The organism is Siphonobacter sp. BAB-5405, assembly GCF_002872335.1.
Lineage (GTDB): Bacteria > Bacteroidota > Bacteroidia > Cytophagales > Spirosomataceae > Siphonobacter.
Genome location: NZ_NJAG01000024.1, coordinates 25,244 through 50,822, shown reverse-complemented (window position 1 = coordinate 50,822; position 25,579 = coordinate 25,244). Strand labels below are relative to the sequence as shown.

Genomic DNA, 25,579 nt, shown 5'->3' with positions numbered 1-25,579 from the left:
ATGGAAATTGAACGGCCGGAATTAGGATTCGGATACGCCAGAGCGGACCAGGCACCCTCCTGACGATTAATGCTGGCAGCCCGGAATATTTCGTTTTTACCATTGAAATCTACCTGTCTGAGGCGATAGTAACTAGTACCCGTAAGCGGCTTCTCGTCCACAAAGCGGTACGAATGAGCTTCGGTAGTGGTTCCAGCGGCTCGTACGGTAGCAATGGCTTCGAAGGTTGTATGCTCGCTGCGACGCTCTACCTCGAAGTGACTGGCGTTCAATTCCTGCGAGGTACCCCAGGTTACGAGTACTTGCTGGTCGGGTTGCAATTGGGCCTTAAAGCTATTTAAAGTAACGGGAGCCGCATTGTTTAGATACACTCGTTGGACAGACGCTTTGGTTTGCAGACTCCAGTCACGGAAGCCGATATACAGGCTCGGGTCCATACCGCCTACCGTAGCCAGCGAAATAAAGTCCATCTGATCACGTGAAGAACCAGGAGCAATTACATCTTCCCACTGACCCTGTCTGTACCGCTGAATGGTACTTCGGTTCACATAAAATCCGTCCTGATAAACGACATAAGGATTGCCATCGGGGCCGATAATGATCGTAGTGAAACGGGCATTGCTTCTTGAAATTCCGTCGCCGATGAGTTCCCAGGATCCGTTGGTATACCGTTGAACATTCACCTTATCTCCGTTGGCCGTGTTAATGTAAGTGAGGTAGGGCGTTCCATCCGAAGCCAGGGCAAGCGAAGGAAAATCTACGTGAGGAATCGTCCCCAGGGTTTCCCAACTGGTACCGTTAAAACGTTGTACAATCCCATTGGCTCCATCCTGTAAACTCTGGTACGCAACGTAAGGCGTACCGTCGGCGGCAATAACGATGGAGGTTTGTTTAACCTGACCGGGCGAGATGCCATCCGGTCCTACCAGTTCCCAACTAGTACCATTGAAGCGTTGTACGACTGCCCGGGTAGCATCCCTCGAATCACCACGATAAATGACATAGGGTGTTCCGTCGGGAGCAAACGCTAAAGAAGTGTATTCAACGGCCTGAACCGAAAACCCGGCCTGACCAACGGGCTCCCAGGTGGAACCGTTGAACCGTTGAACCGTAATGCGGTTGATTGTACTTTGATCCCGATAAGCAATATACGGAGTTCCATCCGGTGCAATGGCGAGTGAGGTGTACGAGGCTTCGGCGGTAGAGAAACCAGGTGTACCCACCACCTGCCAGGCTGTACCATCGAAACGCTGAACCGTAGCCCGGTAGCCATTGGCTACGTCCTGATAAGCCAGAAACGGGGTACCGTCGGGAGCAATTTTAAGCGAAGTGAAACGGGCATCTCCTGCTGAAAACCCGGGTGAACCAACGTCGGTAATCTGAACCTGACCGCGAAGAAGCAGGGGCAATAGAAGACAGAGCAGCAGGCACTGCAGAGGTAAACGTACAAAGTACATAGAGGACGGGGTTAATAATAGACAAATTGAAAAGAAGATTTTCTGCCAAAAAAATTGTACCTGAAAAAGTGGGGATTTCGTACCTAAGCAGGTATTTTCGAATAAATAATAAGTACTAATTATCAATGAGTTAAGAGTAATGACTTATAATTAGACCACCAAATTCGTGTTTCAGTTAGGAATAAATTTAGCAGCTAACGTATTTGACTGTACGTATGTTAAAGCCCTGGGTAAAAAGAGCCCCGTTAGCGTTAGTTAAGTCAGGGGAAGGAAATCTTCAGTTTCAGCTAAAGACAAATCCTTAATCTAAAACCAGAGCTTATTTTTTTATTTTGACAATAACTTTGTTGTTAAATTAAAAAGACAATAAATTTGTTGTCAAGATCATTTAACAATAAAATTATTGTCAAAAGTGGAGCCAACCTGGCAAAGCCCTAAAATTATTATAGGCAATACGGCGACCGGTAACTACTATTATCATCGTCCCCAGATTATTACAGAAGTGTGGGAGCAATTGGAAAAGGGAAATCATGTACTATTAGCCGCTCCCCGACGCGTAGGTAAATCGTCGGTTATGAGATACATGGCTGATAATTGTGTGGATGGATACCTGGCTCAATTTCGGAATATACAGGGCTTCGACTCCGAAGAACGGGTATACCGGCAGATTTACGAACTCATGATTACGTGTTTGGAAAGAAAAGTCCAGGTACTGACGTGGGTAGGCTCTTTTTTCAGGGAATTACGAATAAAAGAAATAGGCTTGCAGGGAGTAAAGCTCGATAGTGGATCAATTGACTACTTAGTAGAGATTGAACGAATCGCTTTGAAGCTCCAGGAAGAAGGTATCAAACTTGTGCTGTTTATAGACGAGTTACCCGAAGTACTTTACACCCTTCATAAAACGGATAAAAGCTCGCAGGCAATTTCAATTCTTAAAAATTTCAGGCGGTGGCGACAGGAACAGCGGTTTAGTCATATTGCCTTTGTACTGGCGGGTTCCATAGGAATTCACCACGTAGTAAAAGCCATCGAAAATCGAAGCTCTGATCTGAATGATATAAGTCAGGTAGGTTTTAAATCCCTTACGGTGGAAGAGGCCAGAACCTATATTCAATGGGCCACCGACAACTCTGCAACGGTACAATACGATACCCAGCTTGCCGATTATCTTCTGGGAAAAATACAGCATTATTACCTGCCTTTCTTTATCAACCTGATGCTGGATGCGATTAACCGTGATGCCAAAAGGAAAGGTAATGCTGTGATTACAACTGATACGATTGATCAGGCATTCAATGAAATCATCAGGAACAACGATCATTTCCGGGACTGGAAAAATCGTCTGTTCGATTACATGGGTACAGACGCTCCATTTCTCAATGAAGTATTAACGTATATAGCTCATCGGGATCGAATCAACGCCCGAAAACTATATGATCTGGCCTCCCATCATCATAAAAAAGAGGATTATATCGAATTGATGGACGGATTAATAAAAGACGGATACCTGATTGAAGAGGCCGATCAGTACGTATTCTTATCTCCCTTTCTAAAAGCATTCTGGAAACGAAACAATCCTATCTACGATGAAAACTAGTGAACATAAAACCGGAAACTGGTTCGTAGATCAGTTGAACCTGTACCAGTCGGCTAATAGCGATTCGCAGTCGCTAAAAAACAACTTTGTCATCCGCCAGGGAGAGTTCCGCCTCATTATAGAAGATTTACGTAACAAAGGTCCGCAAGACCCTTTGCAGCACGAATTATTACTGGGCAGGCGGGGAAGCGGGAAATCGACGTTATTAAAACGGATTCAGATTGAGATTGATGAGGTACTGTCGGATCAGTACCTGGCCGTGAATCTGGCGGAAGAACAGGCGGGCATTTACCGACTGTTTGATTTGTGGGAGGAAGTACTGCGGGAGTTAAGCGTAAAGTGGAAAGTTACGCTTGATCTGCAAAGTTTCGAAAGCTTTGACGACAATCAAAGTTATACCCGCTACCTGTACGCTGAGATCCATCAACTCGTACAGGCGAAGCAAAAAAGGATCGTTCTGCTGCTCGACAATTTGGATCGAATTCTGGAAAACTTCGGTGGGGAAGGCCATCTGTTGCGGGAAATTCTATTGAATGACAACGGTCTGGTGATCATTGGTGGCAGTACCCGTATGGATGAGCAGTTCTGGAAATACGACCAGCCTTTTTACGAGTTTTTCCGGCGGCATCGGCTGGAAGCCCTGTCTTCCGAAGAGATCCACCGTTTGCTGCACCACTGGAGCGAGCAAATGGAGTTGCCCCAGCTCTGGGAATTTTCTCAGAAATATCCCGGTAAAATTGAAACCATTCGCCTGCTAACGGATGGTCTGCCTCGAACGCTCCAGTTTTTCATCCAGATCTTACTGAAAGATTCCACGCTCTATGGGTTTGATTACCTGCGAAAGGTCATGGATAACGTTACTCCCCTGTATCAGGAACGCCTGAATCATTTACCCCCCGCTCACCGGAAAATCGTACAGGAAATGGCTTTTCTCTGGGAGGCCTGCTCCGTAAAACAACTGGTGGAAAAGTGCAGAATGGAGAGTAAATTGATTTCCGCTCACCTGAAGCAGCTTTCCAATGCAGGCATTATTGAGGTAATAGCTACGAGTAAGAAGAACAATCTGTACCGCCTGTCGGAGCGTTTCTTCAACATGTGGCTCATGATTACGCAGGGGAATCCCGAACAGAAACGCCGGGCTAGATGGCTGACGCTTTTTCTGGAAGCCTGGTATGATGAAAACCAATGGTCAGGATTAGTAGAAGAACATCTACAACGGTTGAGCAATAACGAATTGCCTTACGATCGGGCAATTGTTCTAACCAAAGCCTTGGCTCAGTCCAAACATATTGGAACTCGGGAACGGGATCAGATGATTGATCTAACCGCGGCTTTACAGGCTAACCCCATAAAGAATGATTTATTAGGCATGCCGGAGAAGTTTGTTGAAATAGCAAAGACTATATCCGTCTTAATACAGGAAAAGAAATATCAGCAGGCTCATCAGTTAGTAGATGGTATAGAAAATGAAAAAGATGGAGTTAAGTTCTTCATGAAAGCTTTTTTATATGATGAACAAAGTATGTTGAAAGAATCGGAACAATATTATTTGCAAGCCATTGCTAAAGGACATATTGATTCATTGAATAACCTGGCTATCCTATACAGTGAACAAGGTAGGTTAGAAGAATCGGAACAATATTATTTGCAAGCTATTGCTAAGGGAGATACAGATTCATTATACAATTTGGCTCATTTGTATAATGAACAAGGTAGACTGGAAAAATCGGAGCAATATTATTTGCAAGCCATTGAGAAAGAACATACTAGTTCATTATACAATTTGGCTCTTCTATACGAGGAGCAGGGTAAGCAGGAAGAGGCGGAGCAATACTATTTGCAAGCCATTGCGAAAGGGAACATTAATGCCTTGTATAATTTGGCTATTTTGTACCTTGAAATGAATATCCAAAAGGGCCACGCTTATGAACTAATAAAAGGATTAGAATTAGAAGATGATCAAGTTTTAGTGTTAAAAATTGTATTAGAAGTATGGAATAATATATTCAATAATGTGGATAAACGCGTAGCGGAACTAGCATTTAAGGCGGATTCAAAAGATGTAGATTTCTTACTTAGACATCTCCTTTATTTCGAACAGGAACAACTCGTTCTCTCGTTGTTTCACCAGGAAGAAAAAGGAAATGTATTACGGGAAAAGTATATTCTCCTGTATTACGCTACCCTGTTATTAACGAATCAGGTGGAGAATAATCTGGAATTACGCATCCCACCCGAAGTGCAATCTACCGTAGAGGCGATTGTCGCCGAGGTAAAAGAAAAGCAACGCTTTTACGCGTAGGTATCCGTACTAAAAGAGGAGCGGTCAGAATTCAGATTCTGACCGCTCCTCTTTTGTACTTACTCCGTCTTCAAACTCTTCACCGGATTAGCCGTGGCGGCTTTCAGCGTCAGCGAACTGACTGTCAGAATCGCAATGCCCAGTGCCAGTATGCCCGCCGTTGGGAAGGTCCACCAGGGGAGGGCCGCCCGGTAATGGAAATCTTCGAGCCAGCGATTCATGGCGTACCAGGCCAGTGGACTGGCAATCAGAATGGCGATCAGGACCAGCTTGATGAATTCCCGCGAAAGCAGGGCCGTAATCTGGAAGGAGCTGGCCCCCAGTACTTTGCGTACGCCGATTTCCTTGGTTCGCTGAAAGGTAGCGTACGAAGTAAGGCCAATCAGACCCAGGCAGGCAATGAAAATGGCAATGCTGGCAAAGTAGATAAACAAGCGGCCAAACTGCTCTTCGCCTTTGTATTTATCATTGAACGACTGATCGATAAAGAAGTAATCGAAGGGTCGATCCGGTACCGCCCGCTCCCAGACGGTCTTCAGAGTTGCAAGCGTACTGGGCAGCTGAGCGGCCTTTACTTTGATGGAAATCTGCTGGCATTCGTGGGGATTGATGCGGAACGTAGCCGCCGTAATGGCCTCCCGTAAAGAGGCCGAATGAAAGTTTTTCACCACGCCGATAATGCGTCCCTTGCGTCCCCACTGGTCAAATTTCTTACCGATGATCTGCGAGGGCGAAGCGTAGCCGAAGTTCTTAACGGTAGCTTCATTCACGATCAAAGCTTCCGTGGAATCCGTGGCGTAATCGCGGGAGAACAGCCGCCCGGCCAGTAAGGGAATTTGATACTGTTTCAGGAAGGTATAATCGATGGAATAAAGGTCCATGTTCGCGGCCTGCATATCGCCCGACTTATTTTCAAGATTGGTGTAGGCTCCCTGGGCTCCACTACCGGGTACGGACGAGGATTGCGTAACGGATTCAACCCCGGCAACGTTGCCTAATTGTCGTAGCAAGGACTCGCTGTGCCGGTCCAGGTAACCCGGATCGTTGAGGTTAAGCACCAGCATCTGATCTTTAGCAAAGCCCAGCGACTGGCCCCGCATGTAGTTGAGCTGGGTGTACACCACCAGCGTACTCACGATCAGACTTACGGAAATCACAAACTGAAAGACGACCAGTGATTTCCGAAGAATCAGTCCCTGCCGACTGGTGGCAAAGCGACCCTTCAGCACCGTAATCGCCTTCATTCCCGACAGCACCAAAGCTGGATACAGACCCGCTAGTAGGCCAACGATAACGGCCAGCAATAGCAGAATGAGCCAGACCGTAGGGTGGGTGAGGGTAGAGGTAAGAATGGTCTTGCCGGAAAATTCATTGAACAAGGGCAGGATCAGTTCACTCAGTAATACCGCTATGATAAAAGCCAGCGAACTGAGCAGTACGTATTCGCTCAGAAACTGAAAAGTAAGCTGCTGCCGCTCGGCTCCCACGACTTTTCGTACGCCCACTTCCTTGGCTCGTTCACTCGCCCGGGCAATCGTCAGGTTGATGAAATTGATACAGGCCAGCAGCAGAATAAAGGCCGCAATGACCGAAAAGATGTACACGTTTTTGAGGCTTCCCTGCTCAGGTGCACCGCGATCGGACTTCAGATAAATGTCCTGCAAAGGCTGCAAACGTAGCGTGTAGTGCATCTGAAACTGAGCCAGTTCTTTACCCGCCAGTCGGTCGAGGAGAGCCGGGATTTTGGCTTCCAGACCTTGAGCGTTCGTGTTTTTCTTCAGTAAGAGGTACGAGTAAAACACAAAGTTGCTCCACTGCTGGTCCACGTTGGGCTGTAATTCCCGCGTTAGGGTAGACATCGAAAGCAGCATATCAAAGGGAATATGGCTGGTTTCGGGAATGTCCTTCAGTACACCCGTTACTTTCACCGGAAACTTGCCTTCCATCCGCAAGGTCTGTCCCATTGGATTTTCGTCCCCAAAGTATTTTTTCGCGGTTTTCTGTGTGAGTACGGCACTAAACGGAGCCTTCAAAGCCGTGCGGGCATCCCCTTGTAGCAAGGGAAACGTAAAGACGTCGAACAGCGTGGAATCGGCCATGTAGATCCGGTTTTCCTGAAACTTCTGGTCGTTGCGGGCGAATACCGCCGTGCGTCCCCAGAGCCGCGTATAGGCTTCTACTTCGGGGAAATTCTGTTTGAGGGCGGGAGCCATCGGTCCGGAGGTAATGTCCGGATGAATCGTTTCCGTGGGGGTTTTAATGTCCGTAACCACGCGATAAATCCGATCGCCTTTTTCGTGGAAGGTATCGTAACTCAGTTCGTGCAGCACGTACAGGCTGATTAGCAAACAGGCCACAATGCCTACGGATAGGCCCGACAGGTTGACAAACGTGAACAGGCGGTTTTTGAGCAGACTTCGTAAAGCGATTTTAAAGTAGTTCCGTAGCATACGTGTAATCGGTAGTGACGCGAAAAATCGTGTCTTATGGGGTTTTCTAGTGGACAAAAGGAGGGTTAGCTCTCTATAATTTCCACGGTTCTCATCTTCGTCAAACCATCTTTCTTGACGAACGTGATGGGTACAAAGTCATCCGTCGGAGCCCCAATGTAGTACAACGACCATTCCTGATCGTAAGTCGTCAGCATTTCCCGCAGGCATTCCACGCGGTTGAATGAGGGCGTCGAGCAGTCGTCCCAGCGAAACAGCTCGACCCGGTAATGCAAGTCCTGTTTTTGACCGTTGATGCTTACCGAAATTTCAATTTCCTGTTTCCCGGGCAACGAAGGCAGAGGTATTGCAATGTAGGACATACGTACGGCTGGTTAAGAAGTAATACGATCAGGTAAAGGGCTATGTTTTAAAAGTATGCCAGTTAAAGCATGGTGTTGATAATGAACTGATAATCAATAAAGTATTAAAAGATAAATGTCCGAAACTGAACGGTCGATGTACAGTTTCGGACATGGAGTAGAGGCGGCTGAGCTTTTGATAAACCCGTTGGTTACAAGGAGCGTTTGGCCGATAATAAACGGGTTACTCGCTTTTCAGGCTACGTACCGGATTGACCATTGCCGCCCGAATCGTCTGGCTACTGACCGTGGCCAGAGCAATCAGAAACGCAATGCCGCCCGCTCCGGCAAAAAGCCACCAGCTCAGGTTAATGCGGAACGCAAAGGCCTGTAACCATTCGTTCATCAGGTACCAGGAGATGGGTACGGCCAGCACATAGGCAATCAGGACGAGTGTCATGAAGTCTTTCGAAAGCAGACCTACGATGTGACCGACACTAGCTCCCAGTACTTTCCGAACCCCGATTTCTTTGATTCGCTGCTCCGCCGTAAACGCCGCCAGTCCGTATAAACCCAGACAGGCAATCAGAATGGCGATCGCTGTAAAGTAGCCAATCATGGTTCCCATGGTTTGCTCGGCTTCGTAATTACGCTGAAAATCCTGATCGAGGAAGCTGTACTCAAAAGGCTCATCCGCATTCAGGCTTTTCCAGGTGTTTTCCAGCGAAGCCAGCAGCCGTTTCACTTGCGGCGTATTCGTCCGGATTACCATGTAATTAAGACCCCAGGGAGCCAGCGTAAATCCAAAGCTATTGATGGGCTGTTGCAGACCCATGAAATTGAAATTTTGAACCACGCCTACTACCTGATAATCCAGTTGTTCGTTCGGACCCTTCCAGCGGATTCGCTGACCGAGGATATTCTGCGGCGTATAGCCTAACCGGGCTACTGCCGTTTCGTTGAGAATAATTCGCTGGGCGGTATCCGCCGGAAATTTAGTCGAGAAAAATCGTCCACTGAGCAAATGGAAACCCATGGTTTCCAGAAAATCGTAGTTGACGTGATTCATCTTTACGTTTACGGCCTGCTCAATGTTTTGGCCCAATCGTATGAAATTCTGATCGCCCGCCACGAAAACGCCCGGATAACTTGTAGCCGCCGCGGATGCCACTACCTCTGCCTGTTTGTCAACGGCTTGTTTGAATATCTGATAATTTTGTTTAGCTTGGGAGGTACGCAGGGGGACTACCAGTTGCTGATCTTTCACAAAGCCCAGGTCTTTTTCCTGAAGAAAACGCATCTGCCGCCAGATCACCAGTGAACCTAGAATCAGCATAATCGATAGGGCAAACTGAAAGACGACCAGCCCTTTCCTCAATTGCGTCACGGCCAGACTGTTGCTGGCTTTGCCTTTCAAGACCTGAGCGGGATTGAATGAGGACAGATAAAAGGCCGGATAACTGCCCGCCACGAGGCCCGTCAGTAAAGCCAGGCCCACAAACAACAGGAGCTTGTCGTAATCTTTCGTCAGAGATACGTCCAGATTTGTACCGGCAATCTGATTAAAGAGAGGTAGGCTGAGTTCCACCAGTAAAACCGCAATGGTGAGTGAAAGCAGACTAATCAGCATCGATTCACCCAGAAACTGGCCCACCAGCGTTTGCTTTTCGGCCCCCATGACTTTACGTACGCCCACTTCGGCCGCCCGCTTGCCCGAACGGGCCGTACTCAGGTTCATGAAGTTGATACACGCAATCAGTAGCGTAAAAAGAGCTACCGTAGCCAGGATATACACCAACTGACTATTCCCTTTTTTGTTGAACATGCCTTCGGCTTCCGTATGCAGGTGAATGCGTGAAACCGATTCCAGGTACTGGTTCTTACGAAAAGCGACCTTCTTTAAATCTTCGCCCATGTATTTTCGAATGAAGTCCGGAAACTTGGCTTCCAGAGCCTTGGCATCGCTGCCGGGCCGAAGCTTGACATAGGTATAGAACATGTTGTTCACCGCGAAATTCTGGATGCTTCGGACAAAGGCTCCCAGCTCGCCCGTTTGCAGGGACATGAGGTAGTGCGTATCCAGGTGGGAGGGGCCTTTGGATTCAAAGACACCCGTTACCTTAAAATCCAGATCGCCGTTACTGTTGCTAATCCGAATGACGCGATTCAGGGCCGAGGCGTTACCAAAAAGCTTTTGGGCCACTGCTTTGGAAAGCACGACCGTATTGGGTTGATCTAACGCTCGCTGAGCGTTGCCTTCCAAGAATGAATACGTAAAGATTTTGAAAAACGTAGGATCGGCGTACGCTCCCTTGCTTTCGTAAAAAGTTTGTACGGAACGACCGCCCTCCATCCGTCTGAGAATGGCTTTATCTTCCGAAAAAGGAATGAATACGCGGGTGACTTCTTCGACTTCCGGAAACTCGTTTTTGAGAGCTGCTGCTACCGGAGCCGCACTCGTGGGAGCCCGTTCGGTTTTGCTTTCGGTGACAAATTCCGTTACCAGACGGTACAAATCATCCGCCTTTTCGTGATGACGGTCGTAACTCAGTTGCTGCTGCACGTACAGTAAAATGAGCATACAGCAGGCCATACCCACGGCCAGGCCGACGATATTAATCAGGGAAAAAGACTTGTTTTTCCATAAGTTCCGTAGGGCGATTTGGATGTAATTGCGGAGCATCGATTCAGGATTTACGGGAAATATTATTCACTTTTCAGACTTCGAACGGGGTTCATCAACGCCGCACGCAGGGCCTGACTACTGACCGTCAGCAGAGCAATCAGCAAGGCCAGCAATCCGGCAGCCACGAAGACCCAGCCACTAATCTGGATGCGATAGGCAAAGCTGGTCAGCCATTCATTCATCATCCACCACGCTAGCGGCGAGGCAATCAGGAAGGCAAGGCCCACGAGTTTGAGGAAGTCGCTGGATAACAGGGTGACGAGTTGAAATTCATTGGCTCCCAGTACTTTGCGAACGCCAATTTCTTTGGTCCGTTGCTCGGCTGCATACGCCGCCAGTCCAAACAGACCGAGGCAGGCAACGAGGATGGTCAGGATGGAGAAAACCAGCAAGACCTGGGCTGTTCGCTGTTCGGTCTGGTAGAGATTATTTAGGTACTGATCCAGAAAGGTGTATTCAAAAGCCGACTGCGGCAGACTCTCCGAGAAAGCATTTTCCAGCTGCGACATGGCCTGCGTCAGCCGCTGCGTGCGGAGTTTCACCAGCAGGTAGCGATACGATTCAGTATTGGCATTATGAAAGGCATAACCCCCGATGGGTTGATGGAAATTTTCAAAATGAAAGTCTTCGACTACGCCCACAATCTCCGTATTGTTATCACCGAAAAGCCCGTACGCTTTGCGACCGATGGCGTTTTCCGGCGTATATCCAAGAAAAGCTACCGCCTTCCGGTTCAATACGACCTGGACCGTCGTGTCTTTGGCATCTTTAGGAATCGAGGGAAGGGTTTTTCCCGCAATCAGTTTCAGGCCAAGTACCTGTACAAAATCCGGCGTCGCGTGATTGGTCGTCATTTTGAATTCTTCCGACGACTGTAGACTCTTTCGCAGGGAACGACCACTGCCACCACTGGCCGGAAACGTCTGGGCCCGGGATACTTCCACCACATCGGGAAGGGAGCGGACGCGGTTCATGAGTCCGTCAATCTGCGTTTTGGACTCCGCCGCAACGGTAGTAACCGCTACCACCTGTTCGGGCTGATACCCCAGCTTCTGATGTTGTACAAACCGAAGCTGCTGGTAGAAAATGATACTACTGATGACGAGCACTATGGAAGCCGTAAACTGGATGACGACCAGACTACGCCGGAACAATCCGGCTCCGGTATTGGCCCGGAAATTGGTTTGTAACAGGTTCTTAGGGGCGTAGGACGATAGGTATAAAGCCGGGTACGAACCGGCAATCAGGGTCACGAGGGTGCCCGTCAATACTAATCCGACAATGACTTCGGGCGACAGAACCGCATGAGCCGTAAGGTTCCGCGAAGCGAGACGATTGAATATCGGTAAAAAAGCTTCCAGCAGAGCGATGCTCAAAAGAATGGACAGCAACACCAGAATCGCCGTTTCGATATAGAACCGACGGGCAACCAAACTGCGGGAAGCTCCCAGGGCTTTATTAATGCCCACCTCCCGAAAACGTTGCTGCGAGCGAGCCGTGCTCAGATTCATGTAATTGATACAGGCAATGACCAGTACCACAAAGGCCAGTACAACCAGAATCCGTACCTGTTGCGGGTCACCGATTTTTTGGGTGTACACGTGGGCAACGTCTTCGGAATGTAAATGAAGGTCCGTTAAGGGTTGCAGGTACGCGGTATAGTAACGGTTCTCTTCGGGAACATTCTGTTTAATCAGCTTATCCAACTGCCGCTCGACCGAAGTAGGCTGGGTCTGAGGATTTAACAGGACGTAGGTTTCAAAACTGGCATTGCTCCAGGAAAGGTTTTTATACGCCCAGGTTTCCGTAGCGAACGAACCAATCAGGTTGGCATCGAACGAAGAGTGGTCCGGAAAATCGGCGTAGACGCCCGTTACCTCCAGGGTCGTGCGGTTATCGACTTTGAGGTCTTTACCCAGCGGATTTTCGTTGCCGAAATAGCGTTCCGCCGTACGCTGACTGATCAGTACCTGATTCGGTTTTTCGAGTGCCGTTTGGGGATTGCCCTGCACGAGTGGAAGATCAAATACCTTAAAAAGCGTGGAATCGGCCCAGTACAGGCTTTTCTCAACGAATTTCTTTTCGCCCGTTGTAATGAAAGCCGATTCGCCAAAGTTGTGTTTCAGAAACCGAACCTGCTGCTTCACGCCGGGAATTTTCTCCTGCATGGTTGGGCCGATGATGTTCGGAGCCGTCGCCCATTTCTCCTCCTTACCATCAAACGACACCGCCAGATTCACCCGATAAATCTGCTCGGCCTGTCGATGGTATCGATCAAAGGCTAATTCATCTTTGATGTACAAAAAGAGCAGCAAGGATACCGTCAGACCCAGCGAAAGGCCCAGCATGTTCAGGCCGGTAAAAAGGCGACTTTTCCAGAGATTGCGGAGGGCGAGTTTGAGATAGTTCTGAAACATAGACGCAGAAACAAAGGGAATTACGAAAGAATCAATACGGCAAAACCCTACGGCTGACGTTCAGCCGTAGGGTGAAAACTTACTCTGATTTTAGACTCTTGACAGGGTTCATGGACGCCGCCCGAATCGCCTGACTACTAATCGTCAGCAGGGCAATACAGAGCGAAGCGGCTCCCGCTCCAAGAAAGATCCAGATACTCAGTGAACTGCGGTAGGCAAAGCCTTCGAGCCATTGGTTCATGACGTACCAGGCAATGGGAACGGCGATGAGGAACGCAATGCTAATAAGCCGCACGAAATCGCTGGAGAGCAGAGCGACGAGTTGCAGTTCGGTGGCTCCCAGTACCTTCCGTACGCCGATTTCCTTGGTCCGCTGTTCAGCCGAATACGCCGCCAAGCCAAATAGACCCAGACAGGCAATGACAATAGCCGTGATCGCAAACGATAGAAAGACTTTTCCGACGCGTTGCTCGCTGCGGTAGATACTGTCGAAGGCTTCGTCCATAAACTGAGCCCGGAAGGGTTGCCCCGGCAACACGCGTTGCCAGGTTTGTTCAATTTTGGCTACGGTTTCGGGCAGTTGCTGGGTTTTCAGTCGAAAGGTAGCGTAGCCCGCCGGATTGGCGTTGAGTAGGAGGCACAAAGCTCCGACGTTCTCGCGGAGGGACTCATAGTTGAAGTTTTTTACGACGCCGATGATGTGTAGTTCCCGGGTTCGGCCCGTTCGTAGATCTTCAATTTCCGCAATTTTCCGACCCGTCGGACTCGTATACCCGAAGAGTTTCGCCGCGGTTTCATTGAGAATAACCGCCGAAGAATCCGTCGCCATCTGATTGGAAAAATTCCGTCCCGCCAACAACTGTAAGCCCATGGTTTTCATGTAGTCCGGGTCTACGTACCACGTTTGCATCTGCACGGCCCGTTCCGGGGTTATTTCACCTTCCGGAAAAAACGAATCGTTTCCCCGCCACGAAGGGGTCGGCAGGTAGCCCGTAACCGTTCCGCTTTGTACGCCGGGGATGCGTAAAATTTCGTTTTTCAAGGCCTGTACCTGGGGACCATAGACGCCATCAAGCATGAGGACTTGCTCGCGATCAAAACCCACCTGTTTCTGCTGGATAAAGTTGAGTTGCCGATGAATTGCCAGGGTACAGATGATCAGGAATACCGAGGCGAAAAATTGGAAAACGACCAGCGAACTCCGCAGCCAGCCGCTTCGCATCCCGGCGGTAAGCTTGCCTTTCAGTACTTTGGCGGGTTCGAAAGAAGACAGATAAAAAGCCGGGTAGCTGCCTGCTAGTACGCCTACGAACAGGGCAAAGGTTAGCAGGAAGGGCAGTAGGTACCAGTCACGAATGAAATTAAGCGAAAGCTGTTTGTCGGCTAATTGGTTAAAAGCGGGCAAGGCCAGTTCCACCAATAATAAAGAAATGCTACAAGCCATGAAACTGAGCAGGATGGATTCCGTCAGAAACTGCCCGATCAGGTGGGCACTTGCTGAACCTAGTACCTTTCGTACGCCTACTTCCTTGGCCCGGTGAGCCGAACGGGCCGTCGCCAGGTTCATGAAGTTGATGCAGGCAATGAAAAGTATGAAGATGGCAATGGCCGAGAAGATGTAAACGTACTGAATGTTACCCGAGGGATTCATTTCATCCACGCGATTGGAATGTAAATGAATGTCCGGAACCGGCAAGAGTGTATAGCGGACGTAGCTGCCACCCGCCTCCAGCTCGGCTACGTTCTTGCCCAGCCACTGCTGAATCATCGGACCGCCGTGTTTCAGAAAGAGCTGCCGAATCTGTCCTTCGACCTGCTGAGGCGATACGCCGGGCTTGAGCAAAAGGTACGTACTGTAGTTGTGGCTCAGCCAGCTATTTTCCTTGCTGTCGGCGTGATCCAGCATACTGAAATACAGATCCGCGTTAAGGTGGGAGGTACGGGGCAGGTCTTCGATCACACCCGTGACTTTATACGGATCGTTTTCGTTCAGTATCAGTGTTTTACCGACGGCTTCCGGAGTGTCAAAATACTTCAGGGCCATGCGGCGGGTAATCACTACTGTATGAGGCTGATTGAGAGCGGTTTTGGAATTGCCCGCAAGGACAGTCAGGCCCAGTACGTCGAAGAGCGTGGAATCGGCGTAGACGGATCGTTCCTGAATTTTCTCCGTCCCTTTTCGAATCATGCCCGGAGCCTGATCGCGGATACGGGCCGCCGCTTCAATGTCCGGGTAGACTTGGGCCAGGGCCGGTCCCATCGGAGCCGCAGTAGCCGCCGTATGGGATTCGGAACCACCAAAATTAATATCCGTATTGATGCGATACGCCCGATCGGCATTACCCAGAAAGCGATCGTAACTCAGCTCATCGATCACGTAGAAAGTAATGAGTAAGCATGTCGCGATGCCAAAGGCCAGCCCAAACAGGTTGATGGCCGAGTAGGTCTTATTTCGCCAGAGGTTTCGAAAAGCGATTTTTAGATAATTAGATAACATACATTGGTTGATGGTTATGTCGTTGTTTGTTGTTGGTTTTTAGTAGTTTGAGGTGGAGTTGTTTTTGAGAAAGAGGCGTGTCAGTCTCTTCGAAAAGGCCCTGACTTATGAGCCCCTAACCACCATCAACCAGTAACCAACAACCATCCTTATTCACTTTTTAAACTCTTCACCGGATTGATCAAGGCCGTTCGAATGGACTGATAACCAACCGTGAGTAAAGCGATCGTCAGGGTCAGGAGTCCAGCTCCGGCGAAGATCCACCACTGCACCGAGACGTGATAGGCAAACTGTTCCAGCCAGCGTTCCATAGCCAGCCAAACCAGCGGAACCGCGAGGAGGAGAGCAATCAGAACCAGGCAGACAAAATCTTTGGAAAGCATGGCCGAAAGCTGCACGACACTGGCTCCGAGTACTTTCCGGATACCAATTTCCTTGGTTCGCTGTTCGGCACTAAAAGCGGCCAGTCCAAGCAGACCCAGACAGGCGATGAAGATGGATAGTCCAGCCGCCAGCGTAAACAATTCGCTGTATTGCTGCTCCGTCTGGTATTGGTAGTTAAACTGTTCGTCGGCGAAATGAAATGAAAAGGGATTACCTGGGAAAAAACGTTCGTACAGGGTTTGAATCTGACTCAGGTGTTTCGGTAGCTGATCCGTGGAAATCTGAGCCGTGAAGTAGGTGGTATTTTGCTGCGGCCAGAAAACGATGGGTTGAATGACTTCCTTTAAACCCAGATGATGGTAATTTTTAACGACTCCAATCACTTCCACGGATTGCCCGTTAAAGCTGATGGTTTTCCCAAGGATACTCGTCGGCGTAGCGGATAAGCGGGCAACGGCGGCTTCATTCAGTACCACCTGAGCTACGTTTCTCCAGGATTTTTCGGTTTCCCCTTTCGTAAACGCACGGCCGGTGGCTAAAGCGATGTCGTAGGTTTTAAAATACTGGTCATCGCAGATTAAGACTTTGTAACTGGTATGAGCCCCTGCGGTGGTCTGGTCGGTCCGTAAGACATTCTCCGTTGAAAAGTTAAAGCCATTACCCGGAACATTTCCCGTATTGCTGAAGGACGATACGAACGCCAACTGACTCACGGCGTTCCGAAAACCTACGGCCCGGTCCTGAAACAGACTGTCTTCCCGCCCTACTTCCGGTCCCTGCATCACCAGCAGTTGCTGGAGGTTCATGCCCAGATTTTTACGCTGCATGTAGTGCAACTGATGATAGACGATGAACGTAGCGGCAATCAGGGCAATGGAAATGCTGAACTGAAAGACCACGAGTGATTGTCGTAGCCAAGCCCGTCCCGATTTCAAAAAACCGCCTTTTAAACTCAAAATAGGATTAATGCCACTCAGAATGAAGGCCGTGTAGGCTCCTGAAAGCACACTTCCGGCGATGAAGAACAGAAGACCATACAGTCCGAACGAAGAGTGGAACAGGATGGATAACGAAAGATTTTTCTTGATCAGTAGATTAAAGGGAATCTGAAGCAGATCCACCAGAACCAGAGCCAGTAGAAAGGCGGTCAGATTCAGGATCATGGATTCGCCCAAAAACTGAGTGATTAACTGGTTGCGGTGAGCACCAATGACTTTCCGAACGCCTACTTCTTTGGACCGTTTGGTGGATAATGCCGTACTCAAGTTGACGTAGTTGAACCAGGCAATCAGTAAAATCAGTAAGGCAATGCCGGTTAGGATGTACACGAACCCCAGGTTACCGTAGGTGGGGTAGGAGTCGTTGAGGGAGGAACCGAGGTGCTGAAACGAAACCGCCTGTAATCGGATTTCGTCCGTGGCTCCGGTGGGTAAGGTCTTGAGCAGGGCATTAAATTTGGCTTCTACGTGGCTCACCGAACTTTGCGAAGCGAGTCGCACGTAGGTCGTCAGAAACTGTGCCCCCACGCCCGTCGGGTCGACCCAGCTATTGGACGCCACAAGGGCCGGGTTTTGTAAAGTCGCCAGGGAAAGGACCAGGTCCACCTGTAGATCCGAGTTTTCGGGCATGTTTTCGTATACAGCCACTACGGCGTACTCCAGCTTTCCGAACTGATTGGCCAGTGACAGGCTTTTGCCCACGACGTCGGTACTGCCAAAGAGTGTACGGGCCTGATGGGTGGACAGGGCTACCGTGAGAGGTTTATTAAGCTCCTGAGCGGAACCCGATAGCAGCGGGAAGTGAAAAAGCTTAAACAGGGAAGCATCCGCGTAAGCCGAATGTTCTTCCCGAAAGGTCTGGTTTGCAACGGTGATGATGCCGTTTGAAATGCCCTCGGCCAGGCGGCAGTAGCCTTTGATTTCTGGGAAATCTGCCCGGAGAATAATGCCCGGAGCCGAACTTCCCTGGGTAGTACCCGCCTGATCTTTCATCAGGATTCGATACAGGCTGGGCAGTTGCGGATGAAAGGTATTAAAGCTTTTCTCGAAACTGACGTATTCCAGAATGAGCAGCGAAGCTGTAAGCCCCAGAGCCAGCCCCACGAGATTGACCATGGAAAACAGCCGGTTTTTCCATAAACTCCGCCAGGCGATTTTGAGATAGTTCTGTAACATGGCTGCTGGGGCATTAGTCTTTGGTTGTTTGTTGTTCGTTGATAGTTGTTTGTTTTGGGCTGAAGAAGGTGTTTATCAACGTTGACTTTTAACATGGCAAACGACCTAACAACCCACAACAAACAACCACCAACGAGCCATTACTCACTTTTCAGACTCTTCACCGGGTTGACAGTAGCCGCCCGGAAAGCCTGTGAACTCACCGTGAGCAGGGCGACGAGCAGGGCCAGTAGGCCCGCTCCAGCGAATACCCACCAGTCGAGATTTACGTGGTAATAGAACTTGTCGAGGTAATCGCCCAGGGCCCACCAGGCGACCGGCGAGGCCAGCAGGAAGGCAATACCCACGAGCTTGACAAAGTCTTTGGAAAGCAAAGAGATGACGCTGAATACACTGGCTCCCAGTACTTTTCGAATGCCAATTTCTTTGGTTCGCTGTTCGGCAGTGAAGGCGGCCAGTCCCAGTAAGCCCAGGCACGAAATGAAGATGCCCAGTCCGGCGAAAACTTTAGCCAGGGTTCCCATGACCTGTTCGGAACGGTACAGCTTGCCGTATTCTACGTCAGCAAAACGGTAAGTGAAGGGGAATTTGGGATTGGCCTGTTTGCAGATGCTTTCCAGACTGGCAATGGCCTGCTGGGTTTGCCCCGGTTGGGTCCGGACCATCATGGCTCCGTAGTAGGAGGTTGACCAGCCCGCATCCAGCCGCAGAATCAAGGGTCTGATTTGTTCGTGGAGCGAATGAAAATGGAACTCATCCACCAGACCGATAATCGTGCCCGGACGCTCCCAGAAGGTAACGGGCTTGCCGACGGGATCTTTATACCCCATCAGGGCAGCGGCTTCACGATTGATCAGGAACGCGGCGGAATCAGTAGCGTATTTTTCGGAAAATTCCCGACCCGACAAGAGCTTGATGCCTAGGGTTTTCAGCCCGTCATACCCAATACCCGTTGCCTCAAACAGCGGACGGGATTCCGGATCTTTTCCGGGCCAGTTTACGCCCGTGGTGTTGCTGCCAAATTCACCGGGTACCTGGTTGATGGTACTGATGGACTGAATCCCCGGCATATGCAGGAGTTGCTGATGGATGGTGCGGTACTTCGTCGATAACTCGCCTTCCATCGGAATGTAAATCAGGTTCTCGCGATCGTAGCCAAGGTTTTTATTCTGAATGAAACTCACCTGTCGATAGATGATGATCGTACCGACAATGAGGAGAATGGAAAGCGTAAACTGAAAAACTACGAGTCCCTGACGGAACAGCTTACTACCCCGGGAGAACTTCAGGCGACCTTTCAGTACACGAGCCGGATTGAAGCCTGACAGGTAAAACGCCGGATAGCTACCTGCAATGAGACCCGTTAGGAGGGTTACGCCCAGCAAAATCAGATACGTGCCCGGTTGGGTATAATTTAAAACCAGTTGTTTTTCGGTAAGTTCATTGAAGTTAGGCAGGACCAGTTCCACCAGACCAATAGCTACCAGTACGGCCAGTGCAGTAATCAGGAACGATTCGGCCAGAAACTGCCCGATCAGCGATTCCCGGACGGCTCCCATCACTTTCCGAACGCCCACCTCGCGGCTACGGCGTTCGGAGCGGGCCGTCGCCAGATTCATAAAGTTGATACAGGCAATGAGCAGAATAAATACAGCGACCACGCTGAATAAACGCACGTATTCAATACGACCGCCGTTTTGAGTACCACCCCGCCAATCGTTGTAGAGGTACGATTCGCTAAGGCGTTGCATGAACAGGGTGTTGGGGTACTCTTCCTTGCGGTAGTTATTCAAAAATTTCTTCAGCCGCTTTTCTACGTTGGCCGTATTCGCATCCGGGCGAAGCTCAAAGTATACACGGGGACCATTGTTACCCCATTGTTCGACCCAGTTGTTTCGCTTGCGGAAGTCTTCCCAGGTAAGCAGGAAATCGTATTTTTCGGAGGCCTGAGCGGGTAAATCTTCAAAAACGGCCGTGACTTTATAGGGAATGTCACGTCCCGCTACTTCGACCGTTTTACCCAGGGCGTTTTGCGGACTGCCGAAGTAATTATCAGCCAGTTTCCGGGAAATCGCCACGCTTTCGGGGGCCTTCAGGGCCGTGGCGGGCGTACCCGCCAACAGAGGAATCGAAAACATCTTGAACCAGTCTTCACCAGCCCAGCGGGCTTTCTGCTTGTTGAATTTATCACCGACCGTGAAGTTTAGCTCATTCTCCCAGGTGAAACCCGACGCATGGACCACTTCCGGAAACTTCTTCTTCAACTCGTAACTGAGCAAACCCGGTGTATGCGGACCAGCATTGGTTTCGCCGTTGAACGTCTGGCTTTGCATGATTCGGTACAGCACCGGACTTTTGGCGTGGTAGTTATCCATCGCCAGTTCATCCTGTACCCAAAGCCCAATCAGCAAACTACAGGCCACACCCAGAGCCAGACCAACAATGTTGATCACCGAAAAAACACCGTTTCTCCAGAGATTACGAAAGGCAATTTTGAAGTAGTTGGAGACCATAGCTGAAGGGGAAAGGAGGTTTGGAGTTGTGGGCTTAGAACGGCCGATGCTGTCGTTTTGAGTTTAGTGTTTTGGGTTTAAAAGGTTGAAATGCAGAATACTGAAAAAGGACCGCAGAGTCATTCCAAAGAAAGTTTCCGCACCTAAAACTCAAAACCCTAAACCCCAAACTCAAAACCTAGATATGAAACTTCGTATTCACGTTTTCCGTCACCACGTGGCCGTCGAAGAGGTTGATGATCCGGTGGCTGTAGTTGGCATCGTAGGGTGAGTGCGTTACCATGATGATGGTCGTGCCTTCTTCGTTGAGTTGCTGGAGGAGTTTCATTACCTCTTCGCCGTTGGTCGAATCGAGGTTACCCGTCGGCTCATCGGCGAGGATCAGCTTGGGTTTGGCAACTACGGCCCGGGCGATGGCTACCCGTTGCTGCTGACCACCGGAAAGCTGCTGGGGGAAGTGATCCTTCCGGTGCATGATGTTCATGCGGGTCAGTACCGTTTCAACGAGTTCTTTGCGTTCGGAAGCCGATTTGCCGAGGTACAGCAGGGGAAGTTCAACGTTTTCGTATACGGTCAGTTCGTCGATCAGGTTAAAGCTCTGAAATACGAAACCGATGTTTCCCTTACGGAGCTTCGCCCGTTGGCGTTCCGAGTATTTTGAAATTTCCTCGCCCCAGAAGTTGTACTCGCCCGTGGAAGGGTTGTCCAGCATACCCAATACATTGAGTAAAGTCGATTTTCCGCAACCCGACGGACCCATGATCGCGACAAATTCGCCGTCGGCAATTTCCACATTCACATGATCGAGAGCCGTTGTTTCAATTTCTTCGGTACGGTAAACTTTTCGGAGGTTTTTGATTTGGATCATGGTTGTACGTGTGTGTTGAACTTCAGATGAATGGTAAAGGATTAACCACAGAGTGACTCAAAGTTGGGCACCGATTTCACGAAGTAACTCCGTGAAATCGGTGGTTGATAAACGTTACGGTTGCTTTTCATTGAGATTGAGTACTTCATTGTCGCCGAAGAACTCGTAACTCGAGGTGATGACTTTTTCACCGGGTTTCAGGCCATCCAGTACTTCGTAGTATGTCGGGTTCTTGCGTCCCAGTTGGATATTGCGGCGTACGGCTCGCTGACCACCGGCTTCCACCACGAATACCCAGTTACCGCCCGTTTGCTGGTAGAAACCACCCGTGGGAAGCAGTACCGCCTGTTCGGGTTTACCCAGTTCCAGACGAATGCGTAAGGTTTGACCGCGACGAATATCCGTAGGAGCCGTCTGAGCAAAAAGCATATCGACTTCAAAACGACCGTTAGTAACCGTGGGGAACACTTTGTCAACCACAAGTTTGTATTCTTTTCCATCCAGATCCGCGTAACCTTCCAGTCCTTTCACGATTCGGGGCAGGTACAGTTCGTCGATGGGCACCCGTACTTTGAATTTGTCCAGAATATCGACCTGACCGATCTTGGTACCTTTCGTAATCAACTGACCGATCTGCAAGTCCGTAGCCGTTGAAAGTTGACCAGAGATGGGAGCCTTGACCAGCAGGTTGTCCAGCATCTGACCTACGTTCTGAATGCTTTCCCAAATCCGTTTTTCGGATTGAGACAGCTGCGAATTTTGCTGAATCCGAATCAGGGAATCCTGCATGTACGAACGTTGCGTAACGTTGCGACGGCGTTTCTGATAGGATACTTCTTCACGAACATCCTGCATTTCCTTCTCCGAAAGATACTTGGAGGCCCGGTCGTTCCGATTCAGTTGCTGTTCCTTGATTTTTACCTGATAATCGATCTCAGCCAGCGTATTCTGGAGGGCCAGTGTATTCTGTTGCAATTGCAGACGGGAGGTACGGGCGTTGTTCAACTGATCGTATAAAGCCGTTTCCCGGGTCAGTACGTTCAATTTCAGTTCCGTATTGGAGAGTTGCAGAATCACGTCGCCCGCCTTCACCATATCACCCGATTGCTTGAAGATTTTCTCAATCGAACCGCCTTCGACGGCGTCCAGCTGCACGCTCTGGATGGGAATAACCGTACCGTTGACGGGAATGAATTCGTTAAAAGCACCCTGCGAAACACTCGATACGGTCAGCTTTTCCGTCTCGACCCGTAGTTGTGTACGCTTATCCCGGAATACCAGTGCCCACAACGTGAGCGACACCAGGAGCAAACCGCCCGTTAAAAAAAAGACACGTTTACGGTTCCAGAATTTTCTTTCAATTTTCTTATCCACGGGGAAAAAATGGTTAATTGGTTATACAGTTTGCGGTTGTCGGTTTGCCGTTTTCAGTTGAGCAGGAAGCTGATTAATTGGAAACTGAAAACGGTAAACTAAAAACTCAATATTGGCTTAACATCTCTCTCAGTTTATTCTTGGCCCGCATGAACTGGGTGCGGGACGTGGAGGCGGAGATTTGTAACATTTCGGCAATTTCATCATGGCTGTACTCTTCCAGCAAATGGAGCGTGAGGACTGTACGGAAACCATCGGGTAACTTCATCATCGCAGCCCGTACGTGTGAGATTTCCCATTCGTCGGGTTCGGCGGCGGCTTCGTAAGGCATGTCGAAACTTTCTTCGATTTCTACCAGCTGTACCCGACGCTGACGCAGGCGATTGAGAGCTTCATTGACAACAATCTGCTTCAGATAAGCTCCCACCGTACTTTCCTGCCGAAATTCGTGGATGCGTTGAAAAAACTTCACAAAGGCATCCTGTAATACGTCTTCGGCTTCGGCGGTATGGTTCAGGATTCGGTAGCAAACGTTGTACATCGATTTGGAATACAGGCGATACAGTTCGTACTGAGCCGAGCGGTCCCCTTGTCGGCAGGCTTCTACTAAGGCGGTACGATCAGTTTTGCAAAGAGTTTCCATTTCGATAGTTGAATTAAAAAAGACCGGCGAACGGCTGTTTAGGGTCGTTCGCCGGTTACGCTTACTAAACCCTTGACCTCTCTAATGCCAAAGGTGTGCCAAACTTTTAAAAATGCCCTCAGTTGGCTGGAAATGGCTTTTTTTGCGAAAATAGTGTACGCCTGCGTACAGCTACTGTACGGATTCGGACAGTTTTTGCTAGCTTTCCCGTGATTTCCCGAAATGGTATGATTTTAAGAGAAGACAGGATAGGTTATATCCAGTAGGATAGGCACAGCCTACCAACTTAAAAAGTCCGTAGCAAATGCTATCCACTACACGTCTCGCCAGTTGTGCTGGGTTTCTCAAACGAAAACGGAATAATAAGGTAGGACGAACCCCGGAGGGGTTCAATGTAAATAAGCCCCGTATGCAATGCGGGGACTGCTGAAAACCGACAACTGCAAACTAAAAGTATAGAATGCCATTAACCCCCGCTCGAATCCTGGTCGTCGATGATAACGAAGACCTTCTAAAGGCAGCCCGTCTGCTGTTGAAACAACATTTTACCCGCGTTGATACTGAAAAAAATCCCGAAAACCTGCCCAACCTATTGCGTCAGGAAGGATACGACGTGATCATGCTGGACATGAATTTCACGCAGGACGTTACCTCGGGAACGGAGGGATTTTTCTGGCTGGATAAAATTCTGCAAATCGATCCGGCGGCGATTGTGCTGCTTATTACGGCGTACGGCGACGTAGAAATGGCCGTGCGGGCTGTAAAGTCCGGGGCAACGGATTTTATCCTGAAACCCTGGAGTAACGAGAAATTGCTCGCGACGCTGTTGTCCGCCCTTTCCCTGCGGAAGTCGAAACTGGAAGTCGAAAAACTCAAGTCGCAAAATGCCATCATTGCCCGCGATCAGCAGGCCCGGTTTGGTGAAATGGTAGGCGTAAGTTCAGCCATGCGGGAGGTTTTCGGTACCATCCAGAAAGTGGCTGCTACGGACGCCAACGTGTTGATTTTGGGGGAGAATGGTACGGGAAAAGAGCTGATTGCCCGTTCCCTGCACCAAAACTCCAATCGTTCGCGACAGGCCTTTATCAGTGTGGATCTGGGAGCCATCAGCGAACATCTGTTCGAAAGCGAACTCTTTGGACACGTGAAGGGAGCCTTTACGGACGCCCGCGAAGACCGGGCCGGACGCTTCGAAGCCGCCGATGGGGGCACCATTTTCCTGGATGAAATCGGGAATATTCCCTTGCCCATGCAGGCCAAACTGCTGACGGTACTGCAAGGCCGGCAGGTCACGCGGGTAGGTTCCAATCGGCCTAAATCCATTGACATTCGACTCATCTGTGCGACCAATATGCCCCTGGCCGAAATGGTGAGCAAAGGCGAGTTTCGGCAGGATTTATTGTACCGGATCAACACCATTGAACTCCGGATTCCGGCCCTCCGCGAACGCCCCGAAGACATTGAACTGTTGGCTCATCATTACCTGCGGGTGTACACCCAGAAGTACCGCAAACGCATCAAGGACGTAAGTCCGGCGGCCATCCAACGCATGACCAAGTACGGCTGGCCGGGTAACGTTCGCGAGCTGCAACACGCCATCGAGCGGGCCGTTATCATGTGCGAAAAGGATATGCTGCAACCCGAAGATCTGTTTATTTCCACGGCTCAGAAAGTACCGGAAAAGCAGACCAATGGCGAAACGCTTTCCCTGGATCAGTTCAACCTGGACGAACTGGAAAAAGCCATCATTCGAAAGGTACTCAACAAACACAGCGGCAATATTTCCAAAGCGGCAACTGAACTCGGACTAACGCGGGCTTCACTGTACCGGCGACTGGAGAAATACGGGCTTTAATCCCTTTCAGTATACGAT

The 25,579-nt window shown here is 49.5% G+C and carries 13 protein-coding genes and 1 pseudogene; 3 read left to right on the top strand and 11 right to left on the bottom strand.

All coding sequences use genetic code 11. The features are described from left to right. Positions 1-1,457: pseudogene (locus tag BWI97_RS17525) on the bottom strand (hypothetical protein); the annotation flags it as partial. Positions 1,458-2,040: 583 nt separating this feature from the next. On the opposite strand from BWI97_RS17525, the gene BWI97_RS17520 reads away from it, so the two are divergent. Then, a complete protein-coding gene (locus tag BWI97_RS17520; protein WP_141217372.1) occupies positions 2,041-3,057 on the top strand; it encodes a hypothetical protein in 1,017 nt (338 codons plus the stop codon). Beyond that, positions 3,047-5,359 carry a tetratricopeptide repeat protein gene (locus BWI97_RS17515; protein WP_102202154.1) on the top strand — a complete coding sequence of 771 codons (2,313 nt, stop codon included), beginning with the start codon at positions 3,047-3,049 and terminating at the stop codon, positions 5,357-5,359. The genes BWI97_RS17520 and BWI97_RS17515 overlap by 11 nt, the downstream gene beginning before the upstream one ends. A 59-nt stretch (positions 5,360-5,418) precedes the next feature. Here the strand turns inward: BWI97_RS17515 and BWI97_RS17510 are convergent, their stop codons facing one another. From BWI97_RS17510 to BWI97_RS17465, 10 genes are all read right to left on the bottom strand, one after another. After that, positions 5,419-7,809, bottom strand: a complete 2,391-nt coding sequence (locus BWI97_RS17510; RefSeq protein ID WP_102202153.1) for an ABC transporter permease — start codon at positions 7,807-7,809, stop codon at positions 5,419-5,421. Between the two features lie 65 nt (positions 7,810-7,874). After that, positions 7,875-8,171: a hypothetical protein gene (locus tag BWI97_RS17505; protein WP_102202152.1), complete on the bottom strand. Its 297-nt coding sequence runs from the start codon at positions 8,169-8,171 to the stop codon at positions 7,875-7,877. Positions 8,172-8,394: 223 nt separating this feature from the next. Next, positions 8,395-10,833 (bottom strand): ABC transporter permease, encoded by a 2,439-nt coding sequence (locus BWI97_RS17500; RefSeq protein ID WP_102202151.1) that lies wholly within the window; start codon positions 10,831-10,833, stop codon positions 8,395-8,397. 23 nt (positions 10,834-10,856) lie between these two features. After that, complete coding sequence (locus BWI97_RS17495) at positions 10,857-13,253, bottom strand: ABC transporter permease (protein ID WP_102202150.1); 2,397 nt, start codon at positions 13,251-13,253, stop codon at positions 10,857-10,859. Positions 13,254-13,332: 79 nt separating this feature from the next. Continuing rightward, complete coding sequence (locus BWI97_RS17490; RefSeq protein ID WP_102202149.1) at positions 13,333-15,750, bottom strand: ABC transporter permease; 2,418 nt, start codon at positions 15,748-15,750, stop codon at positions 13,333-13,335. 149 nt (positions 15,751-15,899) lie between these two features. Further along, positions 15,900-18,308 (bottom strand): FtsX-like permease family protein, encoded by a 2,409-nt coding sequence (locus BWI97_RS17485; RefSeq protein ID WP_102202148.1) that lies wholly within the window; start codon positions 18,306-18,308, stop codon positions 15,900-15,902. A gap of 140 nt (positions 18,309-18,448) precedes the next feature. Next, positions 18,449-20,821, bottom strand: coding sequence for an ABC transporter permease (locus BWI97_RS17480; RefSeq protein ID WP_102202147.1), 2,373 nt, complete (start codon positions 20,819-20,821; stop codon positions 18,449-18,451). Between the two features lie 178 nt (positions 20,822-20,999). Continuing rightward, positions 21,000-21,689 (bottom strand): ABC transporter ATP-binding protein, encoded by a 690-nt coding sequence (locus BWI97_RS17475; RefSeq protein WP_094813994.1) that lies wholly within the window; start codon positions 21,687-21,689, stop codon positions 21,000-21,002. 114 nt (positions 21,690-21,803) lie between these two features. Further along, on the bottom strand, positions 21,804-23,063 hold the full coding sequence (locus BWI97_RS17470; RefSeq protein ID WP_102202146.1) for an efflux RND transporter periplasmic adaptor subunit: 1,260 nt from the start codon (positions 23,061-23,063) through the stop codon (positions 21,804-21,806). Positions 23,064-23,169: 106 nt separating this feature from the next. Continuing rightward, on the bottom strand, positions 23,170-23,706 hold the full coding sequence (locus BWI97_RS17465; protein WP_094813998.1) for an RNA polymerase sigma factor: 537 nt from the start codon (positions 23,704-23,706) through the stop codon (positions 23,170-23,172). A 460-nt stretch (positions 23,707-24,166) separates the two neighbouring features. Between BWI97_RS17465 and BWI97_RS17460 the strand changes: the two genes are divergently transcribed. Continuing rightward, positions 24,167-25,561: a sigma-54 dependent transcriptional regulator gene (locus BWI97_RS17460; protein ID WP_102202145.1), complete on the top strand. Its 1,395-nt coding sequence runs from the start codon at positions 24,167-24,169 to the stop codon at positions 25,559-25,561. Positions 25,562-25,579 lie beyond the last annotated feature (18 nt).

Excerpts from the sequence above, each read along its gene's own strand:
- BWI97_RS17520 (WP_141217372.1), top strand. The coding sequence starts at position 2,041 with ATGGCTGATAATTGTGTGGATGGATACCTGGCTCAATTTCGGAATATA.
- BWI97_RS17515 (WP_102202154.1), top strand. The coding sequence starts at position 3,047 with ATGAAAACTAGTGAACATAAAACCGGAAACTGGTTCGTAGATCAGTTG.
- BWI97_RS17510 (WP_102202153.1), bottom strand. The coding sequence starts at position 7,809 with ATGCTACGGAACTACTTTAAAATCGCTTTACGAAGTCTGCTCAAAAAC.
- BWI97_RS17505 (WP_102202152.1), bottom strand. The coding sequence starts at position 8,171 with ATGTCCTACATTGCAATACCTCTGCCTTCGTTGCCCGGGAAACAGGAA.
- BWI97_RS17500 (WP_102202151.1), bottom strand. The coding sequence starts at position 10,833 with ATGCTCCGCAATTACATCCAAATCGCCCTACGGAACTTATGGAAAAAC.
- BWI97_RS17495 (WP_102202150.1), bottom strand. The coding sequence starts at position 13,253 with ATGTTTCAGAACTATCTCAAACTCGCCCTCCGCAATCTCTGGAAAAGT.
- BWI97_RS17490 (WP_102202149.1), bottom strand. The coding sequence starts at position 15,750 with ATGTTATCTAATTATCTAAAAATCGCTTTTCGAAACCTCTGGCGAAAT.
- BWI97_RS17485 (WP_102202148.1), bottom strand. The coding sequence starts at position 18,308 with ATGTTACAGAACTATCTCAAAATCGCCTGGCGGAGTTTATGGAAAAAC.
- BWI97_RS17480 (WP_102202147.1), bottom strand. The coding sequence starts at position 20,821 with ATGGTCTCCAACTACTTCAAAATTGCCTTTCGTAATCTCTGGAGAAAC.
- BWI97_RS17475 (WP_094813994.1), bottom strand. The coding sequence starts at position 21,689 with ATGATCCAAATCAAAAACCTCCGAAAAGTTTACCGTACCGAAGAAATT.
- BWI97_RS17465 (WP_094813998.1), bottom strand. The coding sequence starts at position 23,706 with ATGGAAACTCTTTGCAAAACTGATCGTACCGCCTTAGTAGAAGCCTGC.
- BWI97_RS17460 (WP_102202145.1), top strand. The coding sequence starts at position 24,167 with ATGCCATTAACCCCCGCTCGAATCCTGGTCGTCGATGATAACGAAGAC.